Source organism: Kitasatospora sp. NPDC056783 (assembly GCF_042789895.1).
Taxonomy (GTDB): domain Bacteria; phylum Actinomycetota; class Actinomycetes; order Streptomycetales; family Streptomycetaceae; genus Kitasatospora.
Genome location: NZ_JBHUAF010000216.1, coordinates 1 through 14,150, shown reverse-complemented (window position 1 = coordinate 14,150; position 14,150 = coordinate 1). Strand labels below are relative to the sequence as shown.

The window sequence follows — 14,150 nt, the reverse complement described above, 5'->3', positions numbered from 1 at the left end:
GTGCGGGCCCCCGCTCATGCCGCCGTACGGCCGGGGCGGCGCACTCCTTTCCGACGGCCGACCAGCCCGCAGCGCGGGCTGTTGACCGACGGACGGAGATCCCGTGACCACCCCTGCCCGCTCACCGCGCGACCGCGGCCCCCGCAGCACCGACCAGACCCGCCGCGACGGCCAGTCCGGCCGCGACGGCCAGACCCGCCGGGACGGCCAGTCCGGCCGCACCGCGGGCGGCGACCGCACGCGCAAGCCCCGGGGCCGCTCCGGCGCCCCCAAGCAGAACCGGCCCGCCGCCGTCCCCGAGGCCACCGACTTCACCGTGGTCCAGGGCACCCCGCCCCGGCCCCCGGCGGCCTCCTTCGCCGAGCTGGAGCTCCCCAAGGGGATCCTCTCCGCGCTCGGCCGCGAGGGCGTCACCGAGCCGTTCCCGATCCAGGCGGCCACGCTGCCCGACTCGATCGCCGGGCGCGACGTCCTCGGCCGCGGTCGCACCGGCTCCGGCAAGACCCTGGCCTTCGGCCTGCCGCTGCTCGCCCGCACCGCCGGCCGCCGCGCCGACGCCCGGTACCCGCTGGCGCTCGTCCTGGTGCCCACCCGCGAGCTGGCCCAGCAGGTCACCGACGCGCTCACCCCGTACGCCACCGCCGTCAACCTGCGGATCACCACCGTCGTCGGCGGCATGTCGATCAACCGGCAGGCCAACGCGGTGCGCCGCGGCACCGAGGTCCTGGTGGCCACCCCGGGCCGGCTGGACGACCTGATCGGGCGCGGTGACGTCAACCTCTCCGACGTCGCGATCACGGTCCTCGACGAGGCCGACCAGATGGCCGACATGGGCTTCCTGCCGCAGGTCAGCAAGCTGCTGGAGCAGGTCGCCGAGGGCGGGCAGCGGATGCTGTTCTCCGCCACCCTGGACCGCAACGTCGACCGGCTGGTCAAGCGCTTCCTGACCGACCCGGTGACCCACTCGGTCGACCCCTCGGCCGGCGCGGTCACCACCATGGACCACCACGTCCTCCAGCTGGACCCGACCGACAAGGCCTCCGCCACCGCGCACATCGCCTCCCGCGACGGCCGCGTGATCATGTTCGTGCACACCAAGCACGGCGCCGACCGGCTGGCCAAGCAGCTGCTCGCCAACGGCGTGAAGGCCGCCGCCCTGCACGGCGGCAAGTCGCAGCCGCAGCGCAACCGGGTCCTGGACCAGTTCCGGGACGGCCACGTCACCGCGCTGATCGCCACCAACGTCGCCGCGCGCGGCATCCACATCGACGGCCTGGACCTGGTCGTCAACGTCGACCCGCCGGTCGACCACAAGGACTACCTGCACCGCGGCGGCCGCACCGCCCGGGCCGGCGAGTCCGGCACGGTCGTCACCCTGGTGCTGCCCGAGCAGCGCCGCGAGGTCAACCGGCTGATGACGGTGACCGGCATCCGCCCGACCGTCACCAAGATCCGCCCGGGCGACGCCGAACTGGCCCGGATCACCGGCGCCCGCACCCCGAGCGGCGTCCCGGTGACGCTGGCCGTGCCGGTCACCGCCGAGCAGGCCGCCGCCGCGGCCGGCGCCGGCGCCGACAAGCCCGCCAAGTCCGGTGCCCCGCGCCGCCGGTCCGGCAAGCGTTCCGGGCTGCCCACCGACGTCGACATGAACGGCAACCCGCGCCGGCCCCGCCCCAAGCAGCGGATGGGCGCCGCCGCCCAGAACGGCGAGCGCCCGCAGGCGGCCGGCTTCATCGGCCGCTCCGCCGGCCGGGCCAAGCCCGGCAGCGGCAGCAAGTCCGGCTCCAACTACGGGTCGGGCCGCCAGCGCCGCAAGTTCGACTGATCCCCCGGTCCGGCCTCCGACGGGCCCCGCGCCACCCTCGCAGCAGGGAGGCACGGGGCCCGTCCGGCGTTCCGGGGTGGGCGCAGTACGGCCGTCGAGGCCGGGGCAGAGCGATGTTGGCACGATACAATGCTATGTACATCACCAACATCGATCGACGGAGGTGCCGGATGTCCGTGACGCAGATCGACATCGATGAAGAGGCCCTGGAAAGGGCGATGGCCCTCGCCGGGGTTCGGACCAAGAAGGACGCCGTCAATCTCGCGCTCCGCTTCTACGCCGAACAGCAGGACCGGGCGGCACGTCTCAGCAGGCACTTCGAGCGAGCCAAGGACTGGGAGGCCGTCGAGCGCGCCGAGCGGCTGCACCGGACGGAGAAGGATGCTCGGTGATCTATCTCATCGACACCTCGGCTCTGGTCCGGCTGTTGCGTGAGCCGAAGCTCCAGGCCAACTGGTTCGACGCGATCGCCGCGGGATCGGTCGCGTCGTGCTACCCACAGCGCGCCGAATTCCTCTACACGGCGCGCGACGGCCGGGAGTACGACGAGATCGCCGAGATGTTCGCCGAGTTCTACCCGGATGTGTCGGTACCGAAGGGCGCGGGACGCTGGATCGATTCGGTGCAACGCCGGATGGCGGTCGCCGGGCAGCACCGCAGTGCTTCCGCGATGGACCTCGTGATCGCCGCGACGGCCGCGCACCACGGGCTCACCGTCCTCCACGACGACGCGGATTACCGCACGGTGGCCCGCCACGCCGCCAACCTCAGCGAGCATCGCGTGATGGATCACGGCTGAGGCGTCCTGAGGGCTCAGGCGGTCAGTGCCCGGGTGGTTCGGGCGGCGTGGGCGGCCTCGTCGTGGCGGCGCAGCAGGAGGGCCGCCACCTCGGGGGCCGGGCCGAGGACGTCCGCGATCGTGTCGGCGCCCTCGGCGGCGGCCGTGATGCGGTCCGGCAGCAGGCCCGGGGCGAGCAGGTAGGGCGCGACGGCGGTGTGTGCGGCGCCGGCGGACCGGAGGGCGGCGAGGGCGTCGGGGACGCGCGGGCCGGCGGCGGAGGCGTCGCCCCCGGCGCCGGGGCCCCCCGGGGGGGGGCCCCGCGTGGCGCCCCCCCCGGCGGGGGGGGGGGGGGGGGGGGCGGGGGCGGAGGAGCCGGCCGCCGCCAGGACCACACCGGTGCGGGCCCGCACGGCCGGGGAGGAGAGGTCGAGCCCGGCCTCGGCGAGCCGGCGGTCCAGGGCGGCGAGCAGCAGCGGCGAGGGGCCGAGCACGTCGGCGACGGGCAGCCGGGAGCCGGCGGCCCGCAGCGCGGCGGGTATGTCGTGCTTGGCGTGGAACGCCCGGTTGAGCAGCAGCGGCACCGCCACGGCGTCCCCGAGCCGTCCGACCACCTGCGGGATGCGCGGCGCGCAGTGGTCCAGGTAGGCGGTGGCGACCTCGGTGCCGGGGCGCCGCGCCCGCACCTCCTCCACCAGGGCGGCCACCGTCGCGGCGTGGCGCGGGTCGCGGCTGCCGTGGGCGATCAGGAGGAGGGCGGGCATCAGCGGTGCCTCACTTGCTCGCGGCCAGCAGACCGCGGTTGCGCAGCACCCGGCGTTCGACCGGGGTGAAGACGAGCAGCTCGATGGCGATGCCGACGAAGAGGATCAGGATGATGCCGAGCAGCACGCCGGACATGTCGGAGAACTCGCGCTGGTCCTCCAGGAACCGGCCCAGGCCGCGGCCGAGGTCGGGGGAGGAGGCGACGAGTTCGGCGGCCATCAGGGAACGCCAGGAGAAGGCCCAGCCCTGCTTGAGGCCGGCCAGGTAGCCGGGCAGGGCGGCGGGGATCAGGACGTGGCGGGCGCCGTTGAGTCCGGTGGCGCCGATGGTGCGTCCGGCCCGCAGGAACAGCGGGGGCACCTGGTCGATGCCCGCGACCAGGCCGTTGGCGATGGAGGGGACGGCTCCGAGCAGGATGACGGCGTACATCATCGAGTCGTTGATGCCGAGCCAGATGACGGCGGCGGGCACCCAGGCGACCGAGGGCAGCGACTGGAGGCCCTGGAGGACCGGGCCGATGGCGGTGCGCACCGGCCGGACCCGGGCGACGACCAGGCCGATCGGGGTGCCTATGACGACGGCGAGCAGGAAGCCGGACAGCCCGCGCCAGACGCTGGTCCAGATGATGGAGAACAGCGTGCCCTTGTACCAGAGGTCCTCGGCGGAGCGCCACACATCGGCCGGGCTGGGCAGCTTGTAGGACGAGGTGACGTGCAGGCTGTAGGCGCCCTGCCACAGGGCGAGCACCACCAGGACACCGATCAGCGGCGGCAGCGCCTTGGTCCGCAGGGCCTCGCCGAACGAGCCGTGCTGCGCGGTGACGGCGTCCAGTGCGTCGAGTCCGGCGCCGACGGAGGCGGTGTCGCCGTCGGTGCCCTCGGCGCCGTCGGCGGGCTTGGTGAGCGTGGTGTCAGTTCTGGACATGGCGACGGATCTCCCCCCGCAGTTCTTCGGTGATCTCGATGGACAGGTCGGCGACGCCGGTGGACTCGATGCGGCGCGGCTGGGGCAGGTCGATGTGCCACTCGCGGGCGACCCGGCCGGGGCGGGAGGAGAGCAGGACGACGCGCTGGGCGAGGCGCACGGCCTCGCGGACGTTGTGGGTGACGAACAGGACGGTCAGCTGCCGCTCGGCCCAGATCCGGGTGATCTCGTCGTGCAGGACGTCGCGGGTGATGGCGTCGAGGGCGGCGAAGGGCTCGTCCATGAGCAGGACCTTGCTGCCCTGGGCGAGGGCGCGGGCCATGGCGACGCGCTGGCGCATGCCGCCGGACAGCTCGTGGACCCGCTTCTCGTGGGAGCCGCCCAGCCGGACGAGTTCGAGCAGCCGCTCGGCCTCGGCACGGCGCTCGGGGCGGGGGACGCCGGCGAGCTTGAGGGCGAGTTCGATGTTGCGTCCGGCGGTGAGCCAGGGGAACAGGGCGTGTTCCTGGAACATCAGCGCGGGGCGTCCGCCGGGCACCTCGATGGTGCCGCCGGTCGGCCGGTCGAGGCCGGCGACCAGGTTGAGCAGGGTGGACTTGCCGCAGCCGGAGGCACCGAGGAGGGTGACGAACTCGCCGGGGGCGACGTCGAGGGTGATGTCGTCCAGGACGTGGGTCTGGGCGCCGGGGCGGCCGAAGGACTTGTGCACGTGCGAGAGCCGGACGGCGGGCGCGGCGCCGTCGGGACTTGCGGAGGGGGCGTCTGCCGAGGTGGTCAGTGCCGGGGTCATCCGGGCACCTCCTGCGTGAGTGGTCTGCGTCGGGCGTCGAGGTCGGGGGCAGGGGTCCGGCCCCCGACCCTCCGGTGGGCATCGATCGGGGATCGACCGGAGGGCGGGGCCGGACCGCGGAGTCGGGACGAACGGCGGTGCCGGGACTGACGGCGTCGCCGCGGGCGCTACTTGGCGCCGAGACCGGCGTCCGCGACGGCGGGCCGGCCCTGGGCGGCGAGGACCTTGTTCAGCAGGGTGAGGTCGTAGATGCCGTTCAGGCTGGGCTTCTTGAGGAGCCCGGCGGTGACGGCGTGGTCGGCCTCGGCCTGGAGGGTGTTCGCCAGCGGGTCGTCCAGGAATTCGATGTCGGCCCAGGCCGGGTCGAGGATGGCCGGTTCCAGGGCGTTCCCGGCTTCCTTCTTGATCGCCTCGTTCGCGTCGGCCTTGGCCTTGTCGGAGTCGGCCTTGATGAAGGCGTTGGTCTTCACCGAGCCGCGCAGCACGGCCTCCACCACGTCCGGGTGTTCCTTGAGGAACTTCTGCGAGACGATGATGTTGGTGATCACGAACTTCCGGTCCGGCCAGACGTCCTTCTCGTTGAGCAGGACCTTCGCGCCGAGCGTGACCAGCTTGGAGGCGGTGGGCTCGGGCACCCAGGCGCCGTCGATGGAGCCCTGGCGGTAGGCGTCGGGGGTGACCTTGTTGTCGGTGCGCACCACCGAGACGTCGCCGGCGCCGCTCGCCGCGTCGACCTTGTAGCCCTTGCCCGCGAGGTAGTTGAGCAGCGCCACGTCCTGGGTGTTGCCCAGCTGCGGGGTGGCGATCTTCTTGCCCTTGAGGTCGTCCAGCGAGGAGATCTTGTCCGGGTTGACGACGAGCTTGACGCCGCCGGAGGCCGAACCGCCGATGATCTTCAGCGACTCGCCGTTGGACTTGGTGTAGCCGTTGATCGCCGGGGAGGGGCCGATCCAGCCGATGTCGATGGAGCCGGCGTTGAGCGCCTCGATCTCGGCCGGGCCCGCGTTGAAGACCTGGGTCTTGACCTGGGTGGCGCCCAGCTCCTTCTGGAAGATGCCCTCCTGGAGTCCGACCAGCGGGGTGCCGTGGGTCAGGTTGGCGAAGTAGCCGATCTTCACCGTGTCGGCGGACAGCTTCGCGCCGGAATCCGCGGCGGTGGCCGAGGCGTTGGCCTTGGCGTCGGAGGACTTGCCGTCCGACTGGGACCCGTAGCCGCAGGCCGACAGCAGGGCCACCGCGGTCAGACCGGCCGCCGCCGCGGCGGCGGAGCGTCTGATCCGTCCGGCGTTCGGGCGGACGGGGGTATGCGAGGGGGCAGGGTTCGGTGCCATGGTGAGTCCTGTTCGCGGACGGACCGCAGGGAGGCGGTCCCGGGCGGAAGGTGCGGAAGGTGGTGCGCGCGGCAGCGGTGTGCCGGGGCAAGCCGGGCGGCCGTTGAACGGGGCGGCCCGGTGACAGGGCGTTCTCAGCCCTGTCGGCCCACACATCGGGTCAGGCCGCCCTGGCCGCTGCCGAGGACGCCGCTGCCGATGCGGCCGCCTTCCTTGTCCATGCCCGAGAACGCCTCGCTGGGCATCAGACCCAGTCCTCCTCTTCGGGTGCGTCGGGTGCGTCGGTGGTGCGTACGGTGTCGAAGGCCTCGCCCGCCATGCCGGCGGTGAGGGTGGTGCCGTCGGCCGGGTCGATCAGCAGGAACGAGCCGGTGCGGCGGTTGTCGCCGTAGCGGTCGAGGGCCAGCGGCTCGGCGGTGCGCAGCACCACGTGGCCGATGTCGTTGACGTTCAACCCCTCGGCGCCGGAGCGCTGTTCGAGGGTGTCGATGTCGATCCGGTAGGAGATCTCCTTGACCAGCGCGCGCACCGTGCGGGTGGTGTGCTTGAGCAGCACCTTGTCCCCGGCGCGCAGCGGCCGCTCGTTGAGGTGGCTGACGGTGGCCTCGATGTCCTTGGTGGGCACGGGGGCCGGGCCGGCGGCGATCAGGTCGCCGCGGGAGATGTCGATGTCGTCGGCGAGGCGGACGGTCACCGACTGCGGTGCCCAGGCGATGTCGCTGGGGCGGCCGAGCGCGTCGATCGCGGTGACGGTGGTGGTGTGGCCGGACGGCAGCACCGTGACGGTGTCGCCGACGCGCAGCACGCCGGAGGCCAACTGGCCCGCGTAGCCGCGGTAGTCGGGGTGCTCCTCGGTCTGCGGGCGGATCACGTACTGGACGGGGAAGCGGGCCGGCTCGGCGCTCGGGTCGCTGCCGACGGGCACCGTCTCCAGGTGCTCCAGCAGCGTCGGGCCGCCGTACCAGTCCATGTGCGCGGACGGCTCGACGACGTTGTCCCCGGCGAGGGCCGAGATCGGGACGGCCAGCACGTCCTTGACGCCGAGCGAGGCCGCGTAGGCGGTGAACTCGGCGGCGATGGCGGCGAAGACGGGCTCGGCGTAGTCGACCAGGTCCATCTTGTTGACGGCCAGGACGACGTGCGGCACCCGCAGCAGCGCGGCGACGGCGGCGTGCCGGCGGGTCTGCTCGACCACGCCGTTGCGGGCGTCGACCAGCACGACGGCGAGCTCGGCGGTGGAGGCGCCGGTGACCATGTTGCGGGTGTACTGCACGTGGCCGGGGGTGTCGGCGAGGATGAACCGGCGCCGGGGGGTGGCGAAGTAGCGGTACGCCACGTCGATGGTGATGCCCTGTTCGCGCTCGGCGCGCAGGCCGTCGGTGAGCAGCGCCAGGTCGGGCGTCTCCTGGCCGCGGCTGCGGGAGGCGTGCTCGACGGCCTCCAGCTGGTCGGCGAGCACCGACTTGGAGTCGTGCAGCAGCCGGCCCACCAGGGTGGACTTGCCGTCGTCGACGGAGCCGGCGGTGGCGAAGCGCAGCAGCGACGTGGCGGTGCCGGTCTGGGAGACGTCGGCCTGGGTGGTGCTGGTCATGGTTAGAAGTACCCCTCGCGCTTGCGGTCTTCCATCGCGGCCTCGGACAGCTTGTCGTCGGCGCGGGTGGCGCCGCGCTCGGTGAGGCGGCTGGCGGCGATCTCGGCGATGACGGCCTCGATGGTGGTGGCGTCGGAGTCGACGGCGCCGGTGCAGGACATGTCGCCGACGGTGCGGTAGCGGATCAGCCGCCGCTCGACCGGCTCGCTGTCCTTGGGCCCGCCCCACTCGCCGGCGGTCAGCCACATGCCGTCGCGGGAGAAGACGTCGCGCTCGTGGGCGTAGTAGATCTCCGGCAGCTCGATGCCCTCGCGCTCGATGTACTGCCAGACGTCCAGCTCGGTCCAGTTGGACAGCGGGAAGACGCGCACGTGCTCGCCGACGGCGTGCCGGCCGTTGTACAGCGACCACAGCTCGGGGCGCTGGCGGCGCGGGTCCCAGGCGCCGAACTCGTCGCGCAGGGAGAAGACGCGCTCCTTGGCGCGGGCCTTCTCCTCGTCGCGGCGGCCGCCGCCGAAGACCGCGTCGAAGCGGTTCCTCTCGATGGCGTCGAGCAGCGGCACGGTCTGCAGCGGGTTGCGGGTACCGTCCGGGCGCTCGCGCAGCCGGCCGTCGTCGATGAAGTCCTGGACGTGGGCGACGTGCAGGCGCAGGTTGTGCAGGGCCGCGACGCGGTCGCGGTAGGCGATGACCTCGGGGAAGTTGTGCCCGGTGTCGACGTGCAGCAGCGAGAAGGGGACGGCGGCGGGCGCGAAGGCCTTGAGCGCCAGGTGCAGCATGACGATGGAGTCCTTGCCGCCGGAGAAGAGGATCACCGGGCGCTCGAACTCCCCCGCGACCTCGCGGAAGATGTGCACCGACTCGGCCTCCAGCGCGTCCAGGTGGGACAGCGCGAAGGGCCCCTCCGAACTCTGCTGGTGGCCCTCGGCGCGGACCGGACTGTCGGTCGTGGTGGTCGTCATGCCAGACCCCTCTCGGTCAGGAAGGCGTGCAGCTCGGCGGCGGAGTCGGCCACCTCGCGGCCCTGTGTCCGGACCCGCAGCTCCGGGTTCTCCGGCTCCTCGTACGGGTCGTCCACACCGGTCAGGCCGGAGATCTCCCCGGCCGCCTGCTTGGCGTACAGGCCCTTGACGTCGCGTTCGGCGCACAGCTCGACCGGGGTGGCGACGTGCACCTCCAGGAACTCCGTGCCGTTCGCGGCGTGCCGCTCGCGCACCGCGGCGCGGGAGTCCGCGAACGGGGCGATCACCGGGGCCAGCACCTTGACGCCGTTGGCGGCCAGCTTCTCGGCGACGAAGCCGATCCGGGTGACGTTGGTGTGGCGGTCCTCGCGGGAGAAGCCGAGGCCCTTGGAGAGGAACTCGCGGATCTCGTCGCCGTCGAGCACCTCGACCCGGTGGCCCTCGCCGCGCAGCCGCTCGGCCAGGGCGAAGGCCAGCGTGGTCTTGCCGGCGCTGGGCAGCCCGGTCAGCCACACGGTGGCGCCGCGCTCGCAGGGGGCGGCCGCGGGGGCCGCCTCTGCGGCTCCGTCGGCGGCCGGGGTGTGAACTGTCACGGGATCTTCCTTACGCGGTGGTCGACGGTTCGTCGGGGGTGGTCGGCGTGGTCAGGAGCGGTCGGGGGTGGTCAGAGGTGGATGCCGCACTCGGTCTTGCCGGAGCCGGACCAGCGCCCGGCCCGGGCGTCCTCGCCCTCGGCGGGCTTGCGGGTGCAGGACAGCGGGGAGCAGCCGATCGAGGTGTACCCCTCCCACAGCAGCGGGTTGAGCAGCACGCCGTGGGCCGCGACGTACGCGTCCACATCATCCTGGGTCCAGCGGGCGATCGGCGCGATCTTGACCTTGCGGCGCTTCGGGTCCCAGGACACCACCGGGGTGTTCGCCCGGCTCGGCGACTCGTCGCGGCGCAGCCCGGTCGCCCAGGCGTCGTAGCCGGCCAGGCCCCGGTTCAGCGGCTCGACCTTGCGCAGCGAGCAGCACAGGTCCGGGTCGCGGTCGTGCAGCCGCGGGCCGTGCTCGGCGTCCTGCTCGGCGACGCTCCTCAGCGGGGTGAGCGTGATGACGTTGACCGGCATGGTCGCGGCCACCGCGTCCCGCGTCCCGATGGTCTCCGGGAAGTGGTAGCCGGTGTCCAGGAACACCACGTCCACCCCCGGGAACACCGAGGACGCCAGGTGCGCCACCACCGCGTCCTCCATCGAGGAGGTGACGCAGAACCGCGCGCCGAAGGTGTCGGCGGCCCACCGGAGGACCTCCTGCGCGGAGGCCTCCTCCAGTTCGAGCCCGGCCTTCCGCGCTGCCGACTCGTGGTCAGTCGCGGTGCTGCTCATGTGACGTACCCCCGTGGTTGGTCGGTGACAGCAGGCCGAGGAACTTCAGCTGGAAGGCGCGGCGGCAGCCGTGGCACTCCCAGGAGCCGTGTCCGGCCTCGGAGGGGCGCAGGTCCTCGTCCCCGCAGTACGGGCAGAAGAACGGTGCGGCGCGCTCGCTCACGACAGCTGCTCCTCGCTCGCCCGGGCCGCCCACTGGGCGAAGCGCTCGCCCTCGGCGCGGTCGGCCTGGTAGCGGGTCAGCACGCGCTCGACGTAGTCGGGCAGGCCCTCGCTGGTGACCTTGAGGCCGCGGACCTTGCGGCCGAAGCCGGCCTCCAGGCCGAGCGCGCCGCCGAGGTGCACCTGGTAGCCCTCGACCTGGTTGCCGTGCTCGTCGGTGACCAGCTGGCCCTTGAGGCCGATGTCGGCGACCTGGATGCGGGCGCAGGCGTTCGGGCAGCCGTTGATGTTGATGGTCAGCGGCTCGGCGAAGTCCGGCAGGCGCTGCTCCAGGTCGTCGATGAGCGTGCGGCCGCGCTCCTTGGTCTCGACGATCGCGAGCTTGCAGTACTCGATGCCGGTGCAGGCCATGGTGCCGCGGCGGAACGGCGAGGGGGTGACCCGCAGGTCGAGCGCCTCCAGGCCGGCCACCACCGAGTCGACCTTGTCCTCGGCGATGTCGAGGATGAGCATCTTCTGCTCGGCGGTGGTGCGCACCCGGTCGCTGCCGTGGGCGGCGGCGAGGTCGGCGATCCGTCCGAGCAGCTTGCCGTCGACCCGGCCGACGCGCGGCGCGAAGCCGATGTAGTGGTTGCCGTCCTTCTGCCGGTGGACGCCGACGTGGTCGCGCCAGCGGGCGGCGGGCTCGGCCGGCGCGGGGCCGTCGACCAGGGTGCGGCCGAGGTACTCCTCCTCCAGCACCCGGCGGAACTTCTCCACGCCCCAGTCGGCGACCAGGAACTTCAGCCGGGCGCGGTTGCGCAGGCGCCGGTAGCCGTAGTCGCGGAAGATGCCGATGACGCCGCCGTAGACGTCCGCCACCTCCTCCAGCGGGACCCAGGCGCCCAGGCGCACGCCCAGCTTGGGGTTGGTGGACAGGCCGCCGCCGACCCACAGGTCGAAGCCGGGGCCGTGCTCGGGGTGGACCACGCCGACGAAGGAGATGTCGTTGATCTCGTGCGCGACGTCCAGCAGCGGGGAGCCGGAGACGGCGCTCTTGAACTTGCGCGGCAGGTTGGAGAAGTCCTTGTTGCCGATGAAGCGGCGCTGGATCTCCTCGATGGCCGGGGTGCCGTCGATGATCTCGTCCTCGGCGATGCCGGCCACCGGGGAGCCGAGGATGACGCGCGGGGTGTCGCCGCAGGCCTCGGTGGTGGACAGGCCGACGGCCTCCAGCTTCTGCCAGATCGCCGGGACGTCCTCGATCCGGATCCAGTGGTACTGGATGTTCTGGCGGTCGGTCAGGTCGGCGGTGCCGCGGGCGTACTGCTCGGAGACCTCGGCGATCGCGCGCAGCTGGGGGACCGTCAGCCGGCCGCCGTCGATGCGCACCCGGAGCATGAAGAACTCGGCGTCCAGCTCGTGCGGGTCCAGGATCGCGGTCTTGCCGCCGTCGATGCCCTCCTTGCGCTGGGTGTAGAGGCCCCACCAGCGCATCCGGCCGCGCAGGTCGGCGGGGTCGATCGAGTCGAAGCCCCGGTGCGCGTAGATCGTCTCAATACGTGTCCGCACATTGAGACCGTCGTCGTCCTTCTTGAACTGCTCGTTGGCGTTCAAGGGGGTGTGGTGACCCATGCCCCACTGGCCCTCGCCACGGTGGCGGGTCACCTTGCGGGCCGCCGCGGGGCGGTGCTCGGCGGCGCGGTCGGCCTGGGGCTCGACGGTCTCGGGGGAGGTGGCCATGGTGAAGTCCTTCTGGGCAGGTGGCGCTGGCGCCGAAGGGGTCGCGGGGCGTGCTCGGCCGTGCGGTGCTGCTCTGACCTGCGGATTTCTCAAGGCATGGCGGTCAGTGGCCGGGACCGGGCGGGGTGCCTGCGCATCCACTGCGGCGGGGATGGCGGGGGGTCGACGCCGGATGCGGTGGTGCGGCGGAGGTGGGAGCTCAGATCACCGGACAGATGGCGCTGGACACGCGAAGGAGATCGACGTGGAGTCGACCTACTAGGGTGGTTCCGGCGCTAGGCATGGCAAGAGATTCGCACGGCGCGGGACTCGCGGTCCACTAACATCCGAATAATGGACGCTGACGTTCCGTCATGTGGGACGAGTGAGGGTTCCCGCCGCTCCCCGCCGTTTCCCGTCCGGACGCCCGCGCACGCGCCCGTACCCGGGGAGATCAACCGCGCGCCCCCGGCCCGATACGGTTGGCCCTGTGCAAGCAGCAGGCGATACGAGCAGACCGAACGCCGAGCGGCCCTCCCGACGCCGGGGCAAGGGCTCCCGGCGCGCGGCCAGACAGGCCACCTGGCACCGCACGGCGTGGGAGCTGGTGAAGGACACCACCAACACCTGCGTCGAGTACCGGGTCACCGGCCTCGCCGCGGAGGCGGCCTTCTTCACCCTGCTGTCCATCCCCCCGCTGCTGCTCGGCCTGGCCGGCACCCTCGGCTACCTCGACTCCTTCGTCGAGGCGAGCACCATCGACGGGCTCAAACACGACATCATCTCCGCCTCCGGGAAGGTGCTGTCGAACACCTCCGTCGAGGAGATCGTGGTTCCGCTGCTGAACCAGGTGTTCGGCACCACCCGGCCCGACATCATCTCGCTGGGCTTCCTGCTGTCCCTGTGGTCCGGCTCCAGGGCCCTCTACATCTTCATCGACACCATCACCGTCATGTACGGGCTCGACGGCAAGCGGGGCATCGTCAAGACCCGCCTGATGTCGCTCGGCCTCTACCTCGGCGCCCTGGTGATCGGCTCGCTGGTGCTGCCGCTGCTGATGGCCGGGCCCGGACTGGTGGAGAACGCCGTGCCGGGCATCGCCGGACTGGTCGACACCCTCTACGGGCCGGTCGCGATCGTGCTGCTGATCGTCTCGCTGACCACCCTCTACCACCTGGCCGTCCCGGTCTCGACCCCGTGGCGCGAGGACATCCCCGGCGCCCTGGTCGCCCTGGTGGTGCTGGTGTTCTGCAGCGTCGGCCTGCGGATCTACCTGGTCCGGTCGGTCGAGGGCTCCTCGCCCTCGGCGTACGGCTCGCTGGCGGCGCCGGTGGCCGTACTGCTGTGGATCTTCGTGGTGGCGCTCGCGGTGCTCATCGGCGCCGCGATGAACGCCGCGATAGACCGCCGCTGGCCGACCCTGGAGACCGCCGACGCGCGCGCCGAGAACGAGCGGGCCCAGGAGGAGGCGGCCGCCGCGGTGATCCGGGACGTCGCCGCCCGGCGGGCCGGCGAACGGGCCCGGCGCGCCCGCGAACTCGGGCTCGCGGAGGGCGTCGAGGAGGAGTGGGGCGAGGACGAGGGCGAGGACGTCGACGTCGACGTGCCCTCCGAGTACCCGGAGCGGTGGGCCGACGTGCTGGCCGCCGACAACGTGCGCGGGCGGCTCACGGCCCGGGGCGGGCCGCACCACCGGCCCGCGCCGCCGCCGCCGGACAGCGACCGGCCGGGCGGGGCGCCGCCGGGGCCGGGGTCCGGGGCGGGTCCTGGGGCTGGGTCCGGGGTCGGGCCGGGGTCGGGTTCCGGTCCTGGTCCTGGGTCCGGTCCTGGTTCCGGGCCGGGACCGGCGGCGCAGGCGGGGCCGACGCCGCTGGGACCGCCGCCGGGGCCGCCCGGGCAGCAGGTGCCGGGGTAGCCGCCGCGGCCGCCCAGGCCGCCGTGGGACCAGCGGTCGG

At 72.9% G+C, this 14,150-nt stretch carries 15 protein-coding genes; 4 read left to right on the top strand and 11 right to left on the bottom strand.

All coding sequences use genetic code 11. The features are described from left to right. Positions 1-103: 103 nt before the first annotated feature. The 3 genes from ACFRMQ_RS26220 (at position 104) to ACFRMQ_RS26210 (ending at position 2,624) form a co-directional block, all read left to right on the top strand. Positions 104-1,825, top strand: a complete 1,722-nt coding sequence (locus ACFRMQ_RS26220; protein ID WP_380733089.1) for a DEAD/DEAH box helicase — start codon at positions 104-106, stop codon at positions 1,823-1,825. Positions 1,826-1,995: 170 nt separating this feature from the next. Beyond that, positions 1,996-2,217 (top strand): type II toxin-antitoxin system VapB family antitoxin, encoded by a 222-nt coding sequence (locus ACFRMQ_RS26215; RefSeq protein WP_380733090.1) that lies wholly within the window; start codon positions 1,996-1,998, stop codon positions 2,215-2,217. Then, positions 2,214-2,624, top strand: coding sequence for a PIN domain-containing protein (locus tag ACFRMQ_RS26210; RefSeq protein WP_380733088.1), 411 nt, complete (start codon positions 2,214-2,216; stop codon positions 2,622-2,624). Before ACFRMQ_RS26215 ends, ACFRMQ_RS26210 begins: the two co-directional genes overlap by 4 nt. A 14-nt stretch (positions 2,625-2,638) precedes the next feature. Here the strand turns inward: ACFRMQ_RS26210 and ACFRMQ_RS26205 are convergent, their stop codons facing one another. From ACFRMQ_RS26205 to ACFRMQ_RS26155, 11 genes are all read right to left on the bottom strand, one after another. Further along, positions 2,639-3,367, bottom strand: a complete 729-nt coding sequence (locus tag ACFRMQ_RS26205) for a sirohydrochlorin chelatase (protein ID WP_380733087.1) — start codon at positions 3,365-3,367, stop codon at positions 2,639-2,641. A gap of 10 nt (positions 3,368-3,377) precedes the next feature. Then, complete coding sequence (locus ACFRMQ_RS26200) at positions 3,378-4,292, bottom strand: ABC transporter permease (RefSeq protein WP_380733086.1); 915 nt, start codon at positions 4,290-4,292, stop codon at positions 3,378-3,380. Continuing rightward, a complete protein-coding gene (locus ACFRMQ_RS26195) occupies positions 4,279-5,082 on the bottom strand; it encodes an ABC transporter ATP-binding protein (RefSeq protein ID WP_380733085.1) in 804 nt (267 codons plus the stop codon). The genes ACFRMQ_RS26200 and ACFRMQ_RS26195 overlap by 14 nt, the downstream gene beginning before the upstream one ends. A gap of 167 nt (positions 5,083-5,249) precedes the next feature. Then, positions 5,250-6,413 (bottom strand): aliphatic sulfonate ABC transporter substrate-binding protein, encoded by a 1,164-nt coding sequence (locus tag ACFRMQ_RS26190; RefSeq protein ID WP_380733084.1) that lies wholly within the window; start codon positions 6,411-6,413, stop codon positions 5,250-5,252. A 244-nt stretch (positions 6,414-6,657) separates the two neighbouring features. Then, positions 6,658-8,004: a sulfate adenylyltransferase subunit 1 gene (locus tag ACFRMQ_RS26185; protein ID WP_380733083.1), complete on the bottom strand. Its 1,347-nt coding sequence runs from the start codon at positions 8,002-8,004 to the stop codon at positions 6,658-6,660. A gap of 2 nt (positions 8,005-8,006) precedes the next feature. Beyond that, the gene (gene cysD, locus ACFRMQ_RS26180) at positions 8,007-8,966 is read right to left on the bottom strand and encodes a sulfate adenylyltransferase subunit CysD (RefSeq protein WP_380733082.1); all 960 of its coding nucleotides are present in this window, start codon (positions 8,964-8,966) and stop codon (positions 8,007-8,009) included. Next, positions 8,963-9,559: an adenylyl-sulfate kinase gene (cysC, locus tag ACFRMQ_RS26175; protein WP_380733080.1), complete on the bottom strand. Its 597-nt coding sequence runs from the start codon at positions 9,557-9,559 to the stop codon at positions 8,963-8,965. The genes cysD and cysC overlap by 4 nt, the downstream gene beginning before the upstream one ends. Before the next feature lie 71 nt (positions 9,560-9,630). Next, positions 9,631-10,332: a phosphoadenylyl-sulfate reductase gene (locus tag ACFRMQ_RS26170; RefSeq protein WP_380733079.1), complete on the bottom strand. Its 702-nt coding sequence runs from the start codon at positions 10,330-10,332 to the stop codon at positions 9,631-9,633. Continuing rightward, complete coding sequence (locus ACFRMQ_RS26165; RefSeq protein WP_380733078.1) at positions 10,313-10,495, bottom strand: hypothetical protein; 183 nt, start codon at positions 10,493-10,495, stop codon at positions 10,313-10,315. The genes ACFRMQ_RS26170 and ACFRMQ_RS26165 overlap by 20 nt, the downstream gene beginning before the upstream one ends. Beyond that, positions 10,492-12,216, bottom strand: coding sequence for a nitrite/sulfite reductase (locus tag ACFRMQ_RS26160; RefSeq protein ID WP_380733077.1), 1,725 nt, complete (start codon positions 12,214-12,216; stop codon positions 10,492-10,494). Before ACFRMQ_RS26160 ends, ACFRMQ_RS26165 begins: the two co-directional genes overlap by 4 nt. A gap of 199 nt (positions 12,217-12,415) precedes the next feature. Then, positions 12,416-12,499, bottom strand: a complete 84-nt coding sequence (locus ACFRMQ_RS26155; RefSeq protein ID WP_329492070.1) for a putative leader peptide — start codon at positions 12,497-12,499, stop codon at positions 12,416-12,418. 186 nt (positions 12,500-12,685) lie between these two features. Between ACFRMQ_RS26155 and ACFRMQ_RS26150 the strand changes: the two genes are divergently transcribed. Further along, positions 12,686-14,110 carry a YihY/virulence factor BrkB family protein gene (locus ACFRMQ_RS26150; protein WP_380733076.1) on the top strand — a complete coding sequence of 475 codons (1,425 nt, stop codon included), beginning with the start codon at positions 12,686-12,688 and terminating at the stop codon, positions 14,108-14,110. The last annotated feature ends 40 nt before the right edge of the window (positions 14,111-14,150 follow it).

What these genes read in the sequence shown, in the direction of transcription:
- ACFRMQ_RS26195 (WP_380733085.1), bottom strand. Translation starts at nt 5,082, where the DNA reads ATGACCCCGGCACTGACCACCTCGGCAGACGCCCCCTCCGCAAGTCCC.
- ACFRMQ_RS26205 (WP_380733087.1), bottom strand. Translation starts at nt 3,367, where the DNA reads ATGCCCGCCCTCCTCCTGATCGCCCACGGCAGCCGCGACCCGCGCCAC.
- cysD (WP_380733082.1), bottom strand. Translation starts at nt 8,966, where the DNA reads ATGACGACCACCACGACCGACAGTCCGGTCCGCGCCGAGGGCCACCAG.
- ACFRMQ_RS26190 (WP_380733084.1), bottom strand. Translation starts at nt 6,413, where the DNA reads ATGGCACCGAACCCTGCCCCCTCGCATACCCCCGTCCGCCCGAACGCC.
- ACFRMQ_RS26200 (WP_380733086.1), bottom strand. Translation starts at nt 4,292, where the DNA reads ATGTCCAGAACTGACACCACGCTCACCAAGCCCGCCGACGGCGCCGAG.
- ACFRMQ_RS26185 (WP_380733083.1), bottom strand. Translation starts at nt 8,004, where the DNA reads ATGACCAGCACCACCCAGGCCGACGTCTCCCAGACCGGCACCGCCACG.
- ACFRMQ_RS26215 (WP_380733090.1), top strand. Translation starts at nt 1,996, where the DNA reads ATGTCCGTGACGCAGATCGACATCGATGAAGAGGCCCTGGAAAGGGCG.
- ACFRMQ_RS26155 (WP_329492070.1), bottom strand. Translation starts at nt 12,499, where the DNA reads ATGCCTAGCGCCGGAACCACCCTAGTAGGTCGACTCCACGTCGATCTC.
- ACFRMQ_RS26170 (WP_380733079.1), bottom strand. Translation starts at nt 10,332, where the DNA reads ATGAGCAGCACCGCGACTGACCACGAGTCGGCAGCGCGGAAGGCCGGG.
- ACFRMQ_RS26160 (WP_380733077.1), bottom strand. Translation starts at nt 12,216, where the DNA reads ATGGCCACCTCCCCCGAGACCGTCGAGCCCCAGGCCGACCGCGCCGCC.